The following is a 14,768-nucleotide window of genomic DNA, read 5'->3' on the forward strand; positions in this document are numbered from 1 at the left end:
GCGCCCAGTGTCGCACCCGCGCCGGTCGTCGCCCCGCTCACGCCGGGTGGACCACCACGTCCGCACGTGACGCCGTCGCTGCGACCAGGCGCGCGTTGCGCTCGTCGGGCCCGTGCACCCACGCGTGCGCGGCATCGGCGGGCTTGCCGAACGCCTCGTGCCGCGCGACGAGCCGCGCGAGCCGCAGACCGTCGTCGGGTGCGACGAACCACGCCTCGTCGAGCAGTCCCGCCACGGACGCGAACCCGTGCGTGTCGAGCAGCAGGTAGTTCCCCTCGGTGACGACGAGCGGCACGTCGGGTGCGACCCGGATCGCGCCCGCGACACCGTTGCGCAGGTCGCGGCGGTACTCGGGCGCGTAGACGACCTCGTCGGGGTGCGGGTCGCGCAGTCGGCGCAGCAGCGCGACGAATCCCGCCGCGTCGAACGTGTCGGGCGCACCCTTGCGGTCGGCGAGGCCGAGGCGCTCGAGCTCCGTCTGGGCGAGGTGGAAGCCGTCCATCGGCACGACGACCGCGACGTCGGGATACGCGGAGGCGACCTGCGCGGCGAGCGTCGACTTGCCCGCACCCGGCGCCCCGGCGATCCCGAGCAGCGAGCGCCGGCCCGTGGCGAGCAGCCGCTCGACGCGCGCCGCGAGGTCGTGGTCGAGCGCCGTGGCGGCCGCGGTCACGCCGCCCCCTCCGTCCGCGCCTCGACGTCACGCGCGACGACGGCGACGCTCGTCACGCGGCACGCCCCAGCAGGTGCGCGACCGTCGCGGGCAGCGCGTGCGCGACCGCGAGCGCCGCGACGGGGCCGCCGGGGTTGGCCCGCTCGGCCGCCTGCCCGTGCACGAGCGCGGCGGTCGCCGCGAGCGCCGGGGCGAGCGTCGGGTCGGCGTGCACGTCCTCGACGCGACCCGCGAGCAGCGCGCCGAGCAGCCCTGCGAGCACGTCACCGGCCCCGGCGGTCGCGAGCCACGGCGGCGCGTCGGACTGTGCGTACACGACGCCGTGCGAGCCGACGACCACCGTCGTCGCCCCCTTGAGCAGCACGGTCGCCCCCGTGCGGTCGTGCGCCTCGCGCGCCCACCGCAGCGGCTCGGCCTCGACGTCGGCCCGCTCGACGTCGACGCCCCGCTGCGCGAGGAGCCGGGCGGCCTCGCCCGCGTGCGGCGTCAGGACGACGTGCGCGCCGACGCGCTCGGGCAGCAGGTCGAGGGCACCGGCGTCGACGACCGCCGCCTCGCCGCGGTGCAGGACGCCCTCGAGCGCGCGCTGCACGCGTCGCCGCTGGGCCGCGTCGTCGGGCGAGACGCCCGGGCCGAGCACCCACGCCTGGACCCGCCCGGGACCCACGACGACCTCGGGCCGGGCGGCCAGCACGGCGTCGCCCGCGTCGCCGACGTACCGCACCATCCCGACGCCCGCGAGCGCGGCGGCCGACGCGGTGAGCACCGCGGCGCCGGGGTACGTGCGGGTGCCCGCGACGACCCCCACGACGCCGCGCGAGTACTTGTGCGCGTCGCGGGCCGGGACGGGCCACAGCGCGGCCGCGTCGTCGGGGTCGAGCGACGCGACGTCGGGCCGCTCCGGCAGGTCGAGCCCGAGCCCGACGACCTCGACACGTCCGGCGGCCGCCGCGGCGGGCGGCAGCAGCAGCCCGGGCTTGGCACCGCCGAACGTCACCGTGACGTCCGCGTCGAGCACGGGTCCCGTGCGCGTCCCGTCGTCGACGCCGACGCCCGACGGCACGTCGACCGCGACGACGACCGGCCCGTCCGCCTCCGCGGTCGCGGCCAGCACCCCCTCGACCAGCGACGCGACCGGCTCACGCAGGCAGCCGCGCGCCCCGATGCCCAGCACGCCGTCCAGCAGCGCGTCGGCGGCGACGACCTCGTCGACGGCGCCCGCCACCGTCACGGCGGGCCACGCGCCGGGCGACGTACCGGGCGCGTCCGCGACGAGTGCCCGCACCTGCCCGCCTGCCGCCCGCAAGGCCACCAGGCCGCCGTCGTGCAGCCGGTCGGCGGTCGCGAGCGCGAGCACGCGTGCGCCGCGCCGCGCGAGCAGCGCCCCGGCGTGCAGGGCGTCACCGCCGTTGTTGCCGGCCCCCGCCAGGACCACGACGCGCGCACCGCGGAAGCGCCCGCGCCGCGCCACGACCTCGCGCACCACCGCGACGTGCAGCGCGAACGCGGCCCGCTCCATCAGCGGCACGCCCGCGTCGAGCAGGGGTTCCTCGGCGGCACGGACGGAGGCGGCGTTCCACGACAGCAGCACGAGTCTCATCCTGGCGTGCGCGCAGGTAACGTGCCGAGCATGCGCTTCGGACTCTTCATCCCTCAGGGCTGGCGGCAGGACCTCACGGGCATCGAGCCCCGCGACCACTGGTCCGTCATGAACGGGCTCGCCCAGCACGCCGACCAGGGCGACACCTTCGACTCGATCTGGGTGTACGACCACTTCCACGCGGTGCCGGAGCCCAACGGCGAGGCGACGCACGAGGCCTGGAGCCTCATCAACGCGTACGCGGCGACGACGTCGCGCGTGAAGCTCGGCCAGATGTGCACGTGCATGGCCTACCGCAACCCCGCCTACCTCGCGAAGGTCGCCGCGACCGCCGACGTCATCTCGGGCGGCCGCGTGCAGATGGGCATCGGCGCCGGCTGGTACGAGCACGAGTGGCGTGCCTACGGCTACGGCTTCCCGCGCGCGGGCGAGCGTCTCGCGATGCTCGACGAGGGCGTGCAGATCTTCAAGCAGCTGTGGACCAACGGCGTCGCCACGTTCGACGGGAAGCACTACCAGGTCGACGGCGCGCAGCTCGCGCCGCTCCCCCTGCAGGTCGACGGCCCGCCGCTGTGGATCGCAGGTGGCGGCGAGCAGAAGACGCTGCGCATCGCGGCCGAGCACGCGCAGTTCACCAACTTCGACGGCCACCCCGACGTCTTCACGCACAAGTCCGAGGTGCTGCGCGGCCACTGCGAGGCCATCGGTCGCCCGTTCGACGAGATCACGCGCTCGTCGAACTTCAACGTCGTCATCGGCGAGACCGAGGCCGACGTGGACGACCGCATGGCGTGGGTCGAGGAGCACTACTCGCTGACCGTGCCCGACAAGGCGCCGAGCGTCGCCGAGGAGTTCCGCAAGGGCGTGCTCGTCGGCACCCCGGAGCAGCTCGTCGAGAAGCTGCAGCACCTCGAGACGCTGGGCATGACCTACGCGATCACGTACTTCGCCGAGGCCGCCTACGACCGCTCGGGCATCGAGCTCTTCGAGCGCGAGGTCGTCCCCGCCCTGCGCTGACGCCCGTCGTGCGCCCGCCCGGTCAAGCCGGGACGCCGCGCGGCCGATGAGGCGGTGTGAGCACCCAGGACGCTGTGCGCCAGGCGACCGGCGACCTGCCGGCGCGGGACGTCGAGGACGCGTGGTCGGGCTGGGTCGACGCGGCCCGCGCGGCGGGCGAGCCGTCGGTCGCCGTCGCGCTCGTCGAGCGGCACCCTCGCCGCAGGCCCGACCTGCGCGGCGCCGCCGTCGCGCACGCACGCGACCTGGTGCTCGTCGGCCGCGCGGCCGAGGCCGTCCGCGTCCTGGGTGGCGCGACGCCGCCGGCCGGGCCCGGGGCGGGCGGGCTCGCGGCACCGGAGGTCGTGCGGGCGGCCGCTCACGCGGCCCTCGGCGACGACCGCGCGTGGTCGTGGCTGCGCGAGACTGCGCGCGACGCCCCGCTCGTCGCCGCCGTGGCGGACGCGCGCGGCGACCGGGCGGCCGGCGACCAGGCGTGGCTGGCCGCCGCGACGACGCCCGCCGTCGGTGTGCTGACGGCGCGCGCCGTCGAGGCCTCCGTCGCCGGACGAGGGCGACGTGCACGCGGCCTCGACGGGCTCGTGGGGAGGGGAGCCGAGCGGCTGCTCCACGTCGGCGGCACGGCGGCCGTCCGGGACGTCGCCGAGCGGCTCGCGCAGCGGGACGACCGAGCAGGGGCGCGGCTCCTCCTACGCGCCGCCGCGGTGCGCACCCCTGACGCCACCTCGTTGCACGCGGCGCTGCGCGCGGTGACCCCCGGGTGGATCCGGCTCTGGCCGCTCGCCGCGGTCGCCGCCGTCGTGCTGGCGGGCGTGGCCTGGGTGGCGTTCGCGGTCACGGCCGGGACGCCCGCACCCGCGGTCTCCAAGCTCACGGTGGTGCTCGCGCACGTGGCGCTGCCGCTCGTCCTGCAGTCGGTCCGCGAGCCCGGATTCACGGCCGCCGAGACACGCGTCTGGCGCCGGCTGAGCGAGCAGACCTACGACCCTGAGCTCGACGGGCCCGGGCAGGTGCAGGGACGCCGGTCGGGCTGGTACGCGCTCGCCGCGATGCTCGGGGCCGGGCTCGGGCTGGTGCTCGGCGCCGGCGTGGTCGTCCCGCGCGTGGTCGAGCGCACCGGCGACGCCACCTGGCAGGGCTCGGACGACGCGTTCTTCCTCCACCTCGCGGCGGTCGTGCTGGGCGCGACGCTCGGTGCGGTGCTGACCCGGTCCGTCGCGCGCCGCCTCGTCCGACGCCGTCACGACCGTCGCGCGGCCCGCGCCCGGCTGCTCGAGGAGCAGCTCGACGCCACGTGCCGCTGCTATGACGAGCGACTGCTCGCCGGGCGGGCGGCGGCGGGCTACGCGGCCCACCACCTCGCACCCGTCGGCTTCGCCTCGCCCTTGCCGGGGACATCTGTCCGCCGGTGCCCGCGCACGGGTGCGTGGTGGCTCACCGGCCCCGTCGGCTCCTGGGACGGTCACCTCGCCCTGCGCGGCTGACGCCCTGCGTGGCGCGTCAGGCCGGCACGTCGCGACGGCACACGTCAGTCGCGCTCGGCGATCACCACGGCCGACGCGATGCCCGCGTCGTGCGAGATCGACAGGTGGAACCGTGCGACGCCCAGCTCCGCGGCGCGCGCCGCGACCGTCCCGGTCACCTCGAGCACCGGCTGCGCCCCGGCCGTGCGCGGCACCTGCGCGTCGTGCCAGTGCAGGCCCGGAGGGGCGCCGAGGGCCTTGGCGAGCGCCTCCTTGACGGCGAACCGGGCGGCGAGCGACGTCTCGGGCATCGCGCGCTCGGCCGGCGTGAACAGCTTCGTGCGCAGCGCGGGCACGCGGTGCAGGGTGTCGACGAACCGCGCGATGTCGACGACGTCGATGCCGACGCCGACGATCACGCGCGCTCCCCGCGCTCGAGCACCCGGCCGGTCACTCGACGGTGACGGACTTCGCGAGGTTGCGCGGCTGGTCCACGTCGAGGCCCTTGGCCGTCGCGAGCTCGCACGCGAACACCTGCAGCGGGACGACCGCCAGCAGCGGCGCGAGGAGCGTGGGCGCCTGCGGCACGTAGAACACCTCGTCGGCGTACGGGCGCACGGCCTCGTCGCCGTCCTCGGCGATCACGAGCGTGCGGGCGCCGCGCGCGCGGATCTCCTGGATGTTCGACACGACCTTGGAGTGCAGCGAGTCGCGACCGCGCGGCGACGGGACGACGACGAACACGGGCTGGCCGGGCTCGATGAGCGCGATCGGACCGTGCTTGAGCTCGCCCGCGGCGAAGCCCTCGGCGTGGATGTACGCGAGCTCCTTGAGCTTGAGCGCACCCTCCATCGCGACCGGGAAGCCGACGTGCCGGCCGAGGAACAGCACGGACTGCGTGTCGGCCATCCACCGCGCGATCTCGCGGACGCGGCCCGAGCGGTCGATGACCTGCTGGATCTTGTCGGGCATCGCGCGCAGCTCGTCGAGGATCGCGGCGACCTCGTCGGCGAACTTGTTGCCGCGCAGCTGCGCGAGGTACAGCCCGAGCAGGTAGGCCGCGGTGATCTGCGCGAGGAACGCCTTGGTCGACGCGACCGCGATCTCCGGGCCGGCGTGCGTGTAGAGCACCGCGTCGGACTCGCGCGGGATGGTCGAGCCGTGCGTGTTCACGATGGCGAGGACCTTGGCGCCCTGCTCGCGCGCGTGCCGGACCGCCATGAGCGTGTCCATCGTCTCGCCCGACTGCGACACCGCGACGACGAGCGTCTGCTCGTTGACGACCGGGTCGCGGTAGCGGAACTCGTGCGCGAGCTCGACCTCGACGGGGATGCGGCACCAGTGCTCGACCGCGTACTTGGCGACGTGGCCCGCGTACGCGGCCGTGCCGCACGCGATGACGACGATCTTGTCGACGGACCGCAGCACCGACTCGTCGATGCGGATCTCGTCGAGCACGAGCCGGCCGTGGACGTCCGTGCGGCCCAGGAGCGTGTCGGCGACGGCGTGCGGCTGGTCGTGGATCTCCTTGTCCATGAAGGACGCGAAGCCGCCCTTCTCGGCCGCGGCGGCGTCCCAGTCGACCGTGTAGCGGCGCGCCTCGGCGGGCTCGCCGTCGAACCCGGTGACGGTGACCTCGGTCGGCGTGATCGTCACGACCTGGTCCTGCCCGAGCTCGAGCGCCTCGCGCGTGTGCGCGATGAACGCGGCCACGTCGGAGCCGAGGAAGTTCTCCCCCGCGCCGAGGCCGACGACGAGCGGGGAGTCGTGACGCGCGCCGACGACGACGTCGGGCGCGTCGGCGTGCACCGCGAGCAGCGTGAACGTGCCGTGCAGCGTGCGCGCGACCTCGGTGACGGCCGTCGTCAGGTCGCCCGTGCGGTCGTACGCGCGCGCGACCAGGTGGGCGGCGACCTCGGTGTCCGTCTCCGACGTGAACTCGACGCCGTCCGCGATCAGCTGCGCCTTGAGGGCCGCGAAGTTCTCGACGATGCCGTTGTGGATCAGCGCGAGACGACCCGACACGTGCGGGTGCGCGTTGACGTCGGTGGGGCCGCCGTGCGTCGCCCAGCGCGTGTGGCCGATCGCGGCGGTCGCCGCGGCGAGCGGGTGCGCGTCGAGCTCCTCGACGAGGTTCGCGAGCTTGCCGGCCTTCTTCGCGGTCTCGAGCTCGCCCTCGGGGCTGACGAGCGCCACCCCCGCCGAGTCGTACCCGCGGTACTCCAGCCGCCGCAGACCCTCGAGCACGACGTCCAGCGGACGGTCGCTCGCGGTCTGGGACCCGACGTAGCCCACGATTCCACACATGCCCGCGAGTCTATCGGGCGTGCGGTCGGCACCCGCCGGGAGGTGACTGCCGTCACGGCCTGCGGCGGGGCGCGCTCGCGTGGCCGACGACCAGCGCCGTCGCCGTCCGGCACAATCGTCCCGTGCCACCGTCGCTCACCCCGGCCACGCCGTACGTCGACCTGGACCGCGACGCGTGGCGTCGGCTCTCGGCCTCGACCCCGCTCCCCCTCACCGACGCCGACGTGGACCGCCTCGCCGGCCTCGGGGACCCGATCGACCTCGCGGAGGTCGACGCGATCTACCGGCCGATCTCCCGCCTGCTCGACCTCCACATCGAGGCGACCCGCGGACTGCACGCCGCGTCGAGCACGTTCCTGCGCGAGGACGTGGGTGGCACACCCTTCGTCATCGGCGTCGCCGGCTCGGTCGCCGTCGGCAAGTCGACGACGGCCCGCCTGCTGCGCGAGCTCCTGGCGCGCTGGCCCGCGACGCCGCGCGTGCAGCTCGTCACGACCGACGGGTTCCTCTACCCGAACGCCGAGCTCGAGCGCCGCGGCCTGATGGACCGCAAGGGCTTCCCCGAGTCGTACGACCGGCGCGCGCTCCTGCGGTTCGTGTCGAAGGTCAAGGCCGGCCGCCCCGAGGTCCGGGCCCCCGTCTACGACCACCTCACGTACGACATCGTCCCCGGCCGGGAGATCGTCGTGAACCGTCCCGACGTGCTGGTCGTCGAGGGCCTCAACGTGCTGCAGCCCGCGCGCCCCACCAGCGAGGGCACGTCGAACCTGGCGGTGAGCGACTTCTTCGACTTCTCGATCTACGTCGACGCGCGCACGACCGACATCCGCCAGTGGTACGTCGACCGGTTCCTCCGCCTGCGCGAGACCGCGTTCGCCCAGCCCGAGTCGTACTTCCACCGGTACGCGTCGTTGTCCGACGACGAGGCCGTCGAGCGCGCGGAGCACATCTGGGACACGATCAACGCGCCCAACCTGCAGCAGAACATCCTGCCGACGCGCAGCCGCGCGACGCTCGTGCTCACCAAGGGCTCCGACCACTCCGTCGAGCGGGTGCGGCTGCGCAAGCTCTGAGCCGCGCGAGCCCCGAGCCTCAGCGGCCCGACGGCGGTCCCGTCGGGGTCACGCGCTCCACGGGGAAGTCGGTCGTGTCCGTCTCGTCGAGCGCGTCGAGCGCCGCGAGCACGTCCGCGACGGGTGCGCCGCACGCATCGGTCGGCCACACCGGGCGCACCGCGCGCCCCAGCGCGTCGACCAGCCACAGCACCGTCGGCACCGCGCCCGACGTCTCGCACGCACCGGACGGCTCCTGCGACGGGCGCTCGAGCGCCGCGAGCAGCGGGCCGAGGTCGCCCTCGCGCCGGCTCTCCGTGACGGCGGCCCACGTGCCCGACGCGGACTTGAGCGTCCCGGAGGCCGAGCACACGAGCACGCTGGACGGGACGAAGTCCTCAGGGACCGCGCCCGGCGTCGCCACCGGCGCGGGCTCGTCGGCCGACGCCGTCCGGTCCTCGAGCACGAGCCCGAGCTCGTGGACCACCTCCGGGTCGAGGCAGTCCGCCTGGACCGCGACACGCGCCTCCGCCTGCCGTGTCACCGTCGGAGCGCCCGCGCAGCCGCCGACCGCCGCGATCCCCGCGACGAGCAGCGCCGCCGCGAGCACGCGCGCGCGGGTCGAGCGGCGGCCCGGTTCCCGGGCCATGGGTCTCTCGTGCGTCGCCCCTGCCATGTGTGCCCCCTGTCGCGTGACCCCCGCGGCAGCAGGCCGGGAGGCCACACGGGTCGCGAGGAGTGCCGACTCCCCTGTCGACCCGAGACGAGCGTAGGCACGGCGAGGCACCCGCGGCGCGGTCGCAACCGGATCGTTAGCAGCGACGGGCCGATCGTGAGCAGACCGTGACCGGAGGGGTCAGGCGACCGCGTCGTCCTCGGCCACCGCACGACGCGTCGCGGACGCCTCGACGGTGCGCAAGGGCACCGCGGGAGCGGCGTGTGCCCGCGCCCGGCGCCGGGCCACGAGCGTCTGGTAGCGGCGCAGCAGCCAGTCGATGACCACGCCGAGCAGCACGCCGCCGACGACCCCGACGACCACCGCGAGGATCGGGTTGTGGCCCAGCCACGCCGCCGCCCCGACGCCGATCGCCGTCGAGTACACGCCCCACGTCAGCGCGGCGAGCGCGGCGAGCGCGCTGAACCGCCGCCGGCTGTAGCCGAGCGCACCCGCCGTCATGTTGACCGCCACCCGGCCGACGGGGATGTAGCGCGCCGCGATGATGAAGGACGCCCCGCGGTGCTCGAGCGCGCGCTCCGCCCAGTCGATCGTGGCCTGCGCGCGCGGCGACCGCAGGAAGCGCACCTCGCGCACCTTCACCCTGGTACCGATCTGGTACGCGATCTGGTCGCCGGTGAACGCACCGGCCGCGGCGACGAGGATCACGAGCAGCAGGTTCGGCTCGCCCTGCGCCATCGCGAGCGTCGCGAGCGCGATGACGACCGACTCGCTGGGGATCGGCGGGAAGAACCCGTCGATCGTCGCGAAGAGGTACAGCACGACGAAGACCCACGGTGAGCCCACCAGGGCCAGCACCCATGCCTCCACGCGTCCTCCAGGTCGTCGGGCGCCGACCTGCGGGCCGGCGTCGTGACTCCCACGGTAGGACCGGGGCCACGCCGCCGGTATAGGGGACACCCCCGGATCATCCCTGAGGTCACCCCGAACGAGCCGTCGGGTGCAGGCCGCGGACGACCCGCCTCCTCCTCCGGGGGGAGGTCCCGACGGACGCGACGTGGCAGGCGACCTCCGGCCGCGCACGACCCGACGTGGAGGCGACGCGACGAGGCAGGTGCCGCCCGGCCGCAGCACACGCCCGAGGGACCTCCCGTGGTCGGGCGGAACCGTCGGGCGGAACCGTCGGGCGGCACCGTCGGGGCGCCGCCGGGGACCGCGTCAGGACGCGGCGCGAGGTCCTCCGACCGGGTCGCCGTCGGGGGCGTCCACGGCGGCATCGGCGTCCACCTCGTCGGGGTCCGCCGCGGGCGTGTCCGTCGACGCGACGAGCCCGCCGTCCGCAGACGGCGCGTCGGGGTGCTCCGGTGCGCCGTCCGTCGGGGTGGACGGTGCCGCGTGGGCCCCGACGTGAGCGTCGGTGCGGTCCCGGACGGCGCCGACGTGGTCACCGTGGTGCCCGCCGCCATCGCGCTCGCCGCCGTCGCGTCGGCCCTCGTCGTCCGGTCCGTCGTCGTCGCTGGAGCCGTCGTCCCTGCTGCCGTCGCCCCGGCCGCCGTCGCCCCGGCTGCCGTCGAGCGGGCCACCGTCGGTCGGGTCGCCGTCCTCGGGGACCGCGCCGAGGTCGAAGCCCAGCGCCCGCGCGGCGGTCGTCGGGCGCGGCTCGCTCGCCCACCGCAGCCCCAGCGCGTCGGCGGCCGCGAGGGACCGCAGCTCGGCACGGTCGAGGTAGAGCACGCCGCCGAGGTGGTCCGTCTCGTGCTGGACGATGCGCGCGGGCCAACCCGACACGACCTCGTCGAGCGGCCGACCGCGCTCGTCGGCACCCACCAGGTGCACGTGCCGAGCGCGCGCGACCACCGCCTGGTAGCCGACGACGCTGAGGCAGCCCTCGTAGAACGCGACGCGCTCGTCGTCCACCGGCGCGTAGCGGGGGTTCACGAGCACGCGGAACGCGAGCGGCGACCGCTCACGGACCTGACCCACGTCGCCGTCGGGCGGGCCGGAGTCCTCGATGACGGCGACGGCCAGCGGCAGGCCGATCTGCGGTGCGGCGAGCCCGACGCCGGGCGCGGCGTGCATGGTCGCGCGCATGACGTGCACGAGCGACTCGAGCTCGTCGTCGGCGAGCTGCCCGTCGTACGGCAGCGCCTGCGCGCGCAGCACCGGGTGACCGGCCTGCACGATCGGCACCGTGCCGGTGCCGTGGGCCGCGTCGAGCAGCCGCAGGACGAGGTCGCGCAGTGCGACGTCCCGCTGTCGCGCCGAGTCCGTCGTGCTCACAGGGCGAGCCGCGCGGAGACGACGTCGGCGAGCTCGCGCGCGACGCCGTCGGCCTCGGCCTGGGTCGCCGCCTCGACCATGACACGGACGAGCGGCTCGGTGCCGGACGGCCGCAGCAGGACGCGTCCCGTGTCGCCGAGGCGCTCCTCGGCGGCCCGCACGGCGTCGAGCAGCGCCTCGTCCGTGTCGGCGCGCGCCTTGTCGACGCCCGAGACGTTGACGAGCGTCTGCGGGAGCCGCTGCACGACGCCCGCGAGCTTGGCGAGCGGCTCGCCGGTCTCGGCGACGCGCGCGGCGAGCTGGAGCGCCGTGAGGACGCCGTCGCCCGTCGTCGCGTGCGCGGCCATGATGATGTGGCCCGACTGCTCGCCGCCGAGCGCGTACCCGCCGGCGCGCATCGCCTCGAGGACGTAGCGGTCGCCCACCGCGGTCTCGACGGTCCGGACGCCGCGCTCGCGCATCGCGAGCCGCAGGCCGAGGTTGCTCATGACGGTGGTGACGAGCGTGTCGTCGGTGAGGGTGCCCGCGTCCCGCATCGCGAGCGCGAGGACGCCCATGATCTGGTCGCCGTCGACAAGGTTGCCGTCGGCGTCGACCGCGAGGCACCGGTCGGCGTCACCGTCGAACGCGACCCCGAGGTCGGCCTCGGACGCGACGACCGCGGCGAGCAGCTGCTCGGGGTGCGTCGATCCGCACTTCTCGTTGATGTTGCGACCGTCGGGCGACGCGTTGATGACGACGACGTCCGCGCCGGCCTGCCGGAGCGCGGCGGGCCCGACCTCGCTGGCCGCACCGTTCGCGCAGTCGACGGCGATGCGGAGCTGGCCGAGGGACGGGCGGATCGTGGAGACCAGGTGGTCGACGTAGTCGTCGCCCGCGCGACCCGTGTCGAGGCGGATCCGGCCGACGTCGGCGCCCGTGGGGCGGTCCCACGCCTCGCCCATGCGCGCCTCGATCGCGAGCTCGAGCTCGTCGTCGAGCTTGTGGCCGCCGCGCGCGAGGAACTTGATCCCGTTGTCGGGCATGGGGTTGTGCGACGCGGAGAGGACGACGCCGAGGTCGACGCCGCGGTCCGCGGTGAGGTAGGCGACGGCCGGCGTCGGCAGCACGCCGACGTTGATGACGTCGACGCCCGCGGAGGCCAGGCCGGCGGCGACGGCGGCGGCGAGGAACTCGCCCGACGCGCGGGAGTCGCGGCCGACGACCGCGCGTGGCCGGTGCCCCTCGAACGCGCCGCTCGCGCCGAGCACGTGCGCCGCGGCGACGGACAGGTCGAGCGCGAGCTCGGCCGTCACGTCCCGGTTCGCGAGTCCTCGCACCCCGTCGGTGCCGAACAGTCGGGCCATCTCTGCACTCCCTTGTCGCGCGACGTCGTCGGCGCGCCCTGCGCGTCCCCGCCGTCTGTCCTGCTGTGCCCACGATCCCGCAGACACCGATGGCCCCGCAGGTCTTCCGACCGACGGGGCCATCGGGTGAGGCGCTGGGATCAGCGCTTCGAGTACTGCGGAGCCTTGCGGGCCTTCTTGAGACCGGCCTTCTTGCGCTCGACCACACGGGCGTCGCGCGTGAGGAAGCCGGCCTTCTTGAGGGCCGGGCGGTTGTGCTCGGCGTCGATCGCGTTGAGCGCGCGGGCGATGCCCAGGCGCAGCGCGCCGGCCTGGCCGGAGACGCCGCCGCCGGTGATGCGCGCGACGACGTCGAAGCGACCCTCGACGTCCACGAGCTTCAGCGGCGAGTTGACGAGCTGCTGGTGCACCTTGTTCGGGAAGTAGTCCTCGAGCGTGCGCCCGTTGATCTTCCACTGGCCGGTGCCGGGCACCAGGCGCACGCGGGCGATGGCCTCCTTGCGGCGGCCGAGGGCCTGGCCGGGGGCCGTGATGGACTGACCGCGACCCTGGGGGGCCGCCGTCTCGCTGGTGTAGCTGGTGGGCGTCTCGTCGCCCTCGAGGTCGATGTCGACCGTGGTCTCTGCCACTGGTGTCCTCGGTTCCTGTCTTCTCTACGCGCGGCGGCCGTCAGGCCTGCTGCGCGACCTGGGTGATCTCGAACGGCTTCGGCTGCTGCGCGGCGTGAGGGTGCTCGGCGCCGGCGTAGACCTTGAGCTTGCCGAGCTGCTTCGCAGCGAGCGAGCTCTTGGGGAGCATGCCGCGGACGGCCTTCTCGATCGCGCGCTCGGGGTGCTTCTCGAGCAGCTCGGTGTAGCGCGTCGCCCGCAGACCACCCGGGTAGCCGGAGTGGCGGTAGGCGAGCTTGGTCTCGCGCTTGTTGCCGGTGAGGGCGACCTTGTCCGCGTTGATGACGATGACGAAGTCGCCGCCGTCGACGTGCGGAGCAAAGGTGGCCTTGTGCTTGCCGCGCAGCAGCGTGGCCACGTGGGTGGCCAGGCGGCCGAGGACGACATCGGTCGCGTCGATGACGTACCAGGTCCGCTCGACGTCGCCGGGCTTCGGGGTGTACGTACGCACGGGTCGTAAGCCTTCGTTCGTTGTGTCTGCATGTCACGGTCGTCGCGCGAGCGGCGCCGTGGAGGGCTGTCGGAGCATCCCTCCGGCGAGTGGGAACCGCACCGGGACGCCACCGCAGCGCTCAGGTGAGAAGTCCGGGCGCGCGACAGGGGACGCACAACAACGCACAAGAGTACCTGCGGCCCGGAGGGGCGGTCAAAACAGGTGGCGTCGGCTGCGCCACACCGTGCCGAGACGCCGCGCCGGGACGCCGCGCCAGGCCGCACCGCCGCGCCGCACCGCCGGGCCGTACCGCCGTGAGCGCGTCACGCCCGGTGGAGCGCCCGTGCCGCCGCGAGCACGCGCGCCGTCAGGTCGTCCAGGGTCGGGGTGCGCAGCGCCCAGTGCTGCCAGAACAGCGGCACGTCGAGCCACCGGCCGGGCGCGACGTCGACGAGCGCACCGGCGTCCCGCTCCGCGGCCGCCGCCTGCTCGGGCACCATCCCCCAGCCGAGTCCGGCGCGCAGCAGCGCGACGAACGCCCCCTGCTCGGGCGCGTAGTGCAGCGGGAGCGCGGGCCGCTCACGCGTCATCTGGTGGGCGAAGGCGTGCTGGAGGCCGTCGGCACGGTTGAACGCCACCGCCGGCACGTGCCCGAGCGCGTCCGCGAGCGCCCGCGGCGACGGGTCCGGGTCCGCGAACCAGCGGTCCCGGACGGCCGGGGCCGCGAGCGCCACGTACCGCATCGACCCGAGGGCCCGGACGCGGCAGCCCTGCACCGCGTGCCGCTCCGCGGTGACCGCGGCGGCGACCGTGCCGTCCCGGAGCAGCTGCGCCGACAGGTCCTGGTCCTCGCGGCGCAGGTCGACGAGCACGTCGTCGGGCAGCCCGGCGAGCGCCGCGGGGAACCAGGTGGAGAGCGAGTCGGCGTTGACGGCGACCGCGAGCCGTCGCCGCCCCCCGGGCTGCGCACCGGCGACCGCCCCGAGCTCGGCGAGCGCGTCGCGCGCCAGGACGTCGACCTGACCGGCGAGCCGCACGAGCACCTCGCCCGCCGCCGTGGGCCGGCACGGGCGCGTGCGCTGCACGACGACGCCACCGACCTGCTGCTCGAGCGCCCTGATCCGCTGGCTCACGGCGGACGGGGTCACGTGCAGCGCGCGGGCCGCGGCGTCGAAGCTGCCCTCGTCGACCACGGTGGCGAGCGTGCGCAGGTGCTCGGCGTCGAACGACATGAAGCAATACTAACGGTCGTC

General features: G+C 75.3%; 14 protein-coding genes. 3 read left to right on the forward strand and 11 right to left on the reverse strand.

What is annotated here, in order from left to right; translation table 11 throughout:
- Window positions 1-37: 37 nt before the first annotated feature.
- Together OMK64_RS03920 and OMK64_RS03925 are read right to left on the reverse strand one after the other, a co-directional pair.
- On the reverse strand, window positions 38-673 hold the full coding sequence (locus tag OMK64_RS03920; RefSeq protein WP_272726666.1) for a nucleoside/nucleotide kinase family protein: 636 nt from the start codon (window positions 671-673) through the stop codon (window positions 38-40).
- A 52-nt stretch (window positions 674-725) separates the two neighbouring features.
- Complete coding sequence (locus OMK64_RS03925; RefSeq protein WP_272726667.1) at window positions 726-2,273, reverse strand: NAD(P)H-hydrate epimerase; 1,548 nt, start codon at window positions 2,271-2,273, stop codon at window positions 726-728.
- Between the two features lie 30 nt (window positions 2,274-2,303).
- On the opposite strand from OMK64_RS03925, the gene OMK64_RS03930 reads away from it, so the two are divergent.
- Complete coding sequence (locus tag OMK64_RS03930; protein WP_272726670.1) at window positions 2,304-3,290, forward strand: LLM class F420-dependent oxidoreductase; 987 nt, start codon at window positions 2,304-2,306, stop codon at window positions 3,288-3,290.
- Between the two features lie 56 nt (window positions 3,291-3,346).
- Entirely contained in the window at window positions 3,347-4,774 is a 1,428-nt protein-coding gene (locus OMK64_RS03935; RefSeq protein WP_272726671.1) for a serine/threonine-protein kinase, read from the forward strand.
- Between the two features lie 44 nt (window positions 4,775-4,818).
- On the opposite strand, the gene OMK64_RS03940 is transcribed toward OMK64_RS03935, so the two are convergent.
- Both OMK64_RS03940 and glmS read right to left on the reverse strand, forming a co-directional pair.
- Window positions 4,819-5,172, reverse strand: a complete 354-nt coding sequence (locus tag OMK64_RS03940) for a holo-ACP synthase (protein WP_272726672.1) — start codon at window positions 5,170-5,172, stop codon at window positions 4,819-4,821.
- Window positions 5,173-5,203: 31 nt separating this feature from the next.
- Complete coding sequence (gene glmS, locus OMK64_RS03945) at window positions 5,204-7,060, reverse strand: glutamine--fructose-6-phosphate transaminase (isomerizing) (protein WP_272726673.1); 1,857 nt, start codon at window positions 7,058-7,060, stop codon at window positions 5,204-5,206.
- 122 nt (window positions 7,061-7,182) lie between these two features.
- Here glmS and coaA point away from each other — a divergent pair, with 122 nt between their 5' ends.
- Window positions 7,183-8,133 (forward strand): type I pantothenate kinase, encoded by a 951-nt coding sequence (coaA, locus tag OMK64_RS03950; RefSeq protein WP_272726674.1) that lies wholly within the window; start codon window positions 7,183-7,185, stop codon window positions 8,131-8,133.
- A 19-nt stretch (window positions 8,134-8,152) separates the two neighbouring features.
- Here coaA and OMK64_RS03955 read toward each other — a convergent pair whose 3' ends face one another.
- The 7 genes from OMK64_RS03955 to OMK64_RS03985 all read right to left on the reverse strand — a co-directional run bounded on the left by OMK64_RS03955 (window position 8,153) and on the right by OMK64_RS03985 (window position 14,747).
- The gene (locus OMK64_RS03955; protein WP_272726675.1) at window positions 8,153-8,761 is read right to left on the reverse strand and encodes a hypothetical protein; all 609 of its coding nucleotides are present in this window, start codon (window positions 8,759-8,761) and stop codon (window positions 8,153-8,155) included.
- Between the two features lie 207 nt (window positions 8,762-8,968).
- Window positions 8,969-9,658 (reverse strand): DedA family protein, encoded by a 690-nt coding sequence (locus OMK64_RS03960; RefSeq protein ID WP_272726677.1) that lies wholly within the window; start codon window positions 9,656-9,658, stop codon window positions 8,969-8,971.
- A 348-nt stretch (window positions 9,659-10,006) separates the two neighbouring features.
- Complete coding sequence (locus OMK64_RS20860; protein WP_308201774.1) at window positions 10,007-11,068, reverse strand: peptide deformylase; 1,062 nt, start codon at window positions 11,066-11,068, stop codon at window positions 10,007-10,009.
- Window positions 11,065-12,414: a phosphoglucosamine mutase gene (gene glmM, locus OMK64_RS03970; protein WP_272726678.1), complete on the reverse strand. Its 1,350-nt coding sequence runs from the start codon at window positions 12,412-12,414 to the stop codon at window positions 11,065-11,067. Before glmM ends, OMK64_RS20860 begins: the two co-directional genes overlap by 4 nt.
- A 140-nt stretch (window positions 12,415-12,554) precedes the next feature.
- Window positions 12,555-13,043, reverse strand: coding sequence for a 30S ribosomal protein S9 (gene rpsI / locus OMK64_RS03975; RefSeq protein WP_162352728.1), 489 nt, complete (start codon window positions 13,041-13,043; stop codon window positions 12,555-12,557).
- A 40-nt stretch (window positions 13,044-13,083) separates the two neighbouring features.
- Entirely contained in the window at window positions 13,084-13,533 is a 450-nt protein-coding gene (gene rplM / locus OMK64_RS03980) for a 50S ribosomal protein L13 (RefSeq protein WP_272726679.1), read from the reverse strand.
- A gap of 305 nt (window positions 13,534-13,838) precedes the next feature.
- Window positions 13,839-14,747 (reverse strand): LysR family transcriptional regulator ArgP, encoded by a 909-nt coding sequence (locus tag OMK64_RS03985; RefSeq protein ID WP_272726680.1) that lies wholly within the window; start codon window positions 14,745-14,747, stop codon window positions 13,839-13,841.
- Window positions 14,748-14,768: the final 21 nt, after the last annotated feature.

Origin of the sequence: Cellulomonas fimi (assembly GCF_028527925.1) — a bacterium.
Taxonomy (GTDB): domain Bacteria; phylum Actinomycetota; class Actinomycetes; order Actinomycetales; family Cellulomonadaceae; genus Cellulomonas; species Cellulomonas fimi_C.

Bases quoted from the DNA above. Each gene is read 5' to 3' on its own strand.
- OMK64_RS03955 (WP_272726675.1), bottom strand. From the start codon at position 8,761: ATGGCCCGGGAACCGGGCCGCCGCTCGACCCGCGCGCGCGTGCTCGCG.
- glmM (WP_272726678.1), bottom strand. From the start codon at position 12,414: ATGGCCCGACTGTTCGGCACCGACGGGGTGCGAGGACTCGCGAACCGG.
- OMK64_RS03985 (WP_272726680.1), bottom strand. From the start codon at position 14,747: ATGTCGTTCGACGCCGAGCACCTGCGCACGCTCGCCACCGTGGTCGAC.
- OMK64_RS03925 (WP_272726667.1), bottom strand. From the start codon at position 2,273: ATGAGACTCGTGCTGCTGTCGTGGAACGCCGCCTCCGTCCGTGCCGCC.
- OMK64_RS03930 (WP_272726670.1), top strand. From the start codon at position 2,304: ATGCGCTTCGGACTCTTCATCCCTCAGGGCTGGCGGCAGGACCTCACG.
- glmS (WP_272726673.1), bottom strand. From the start codon at position 7,060: ATGTGTGGAATCGTGGGCTACGTCGGGTCCCAGACCGCGAGCGACCGT.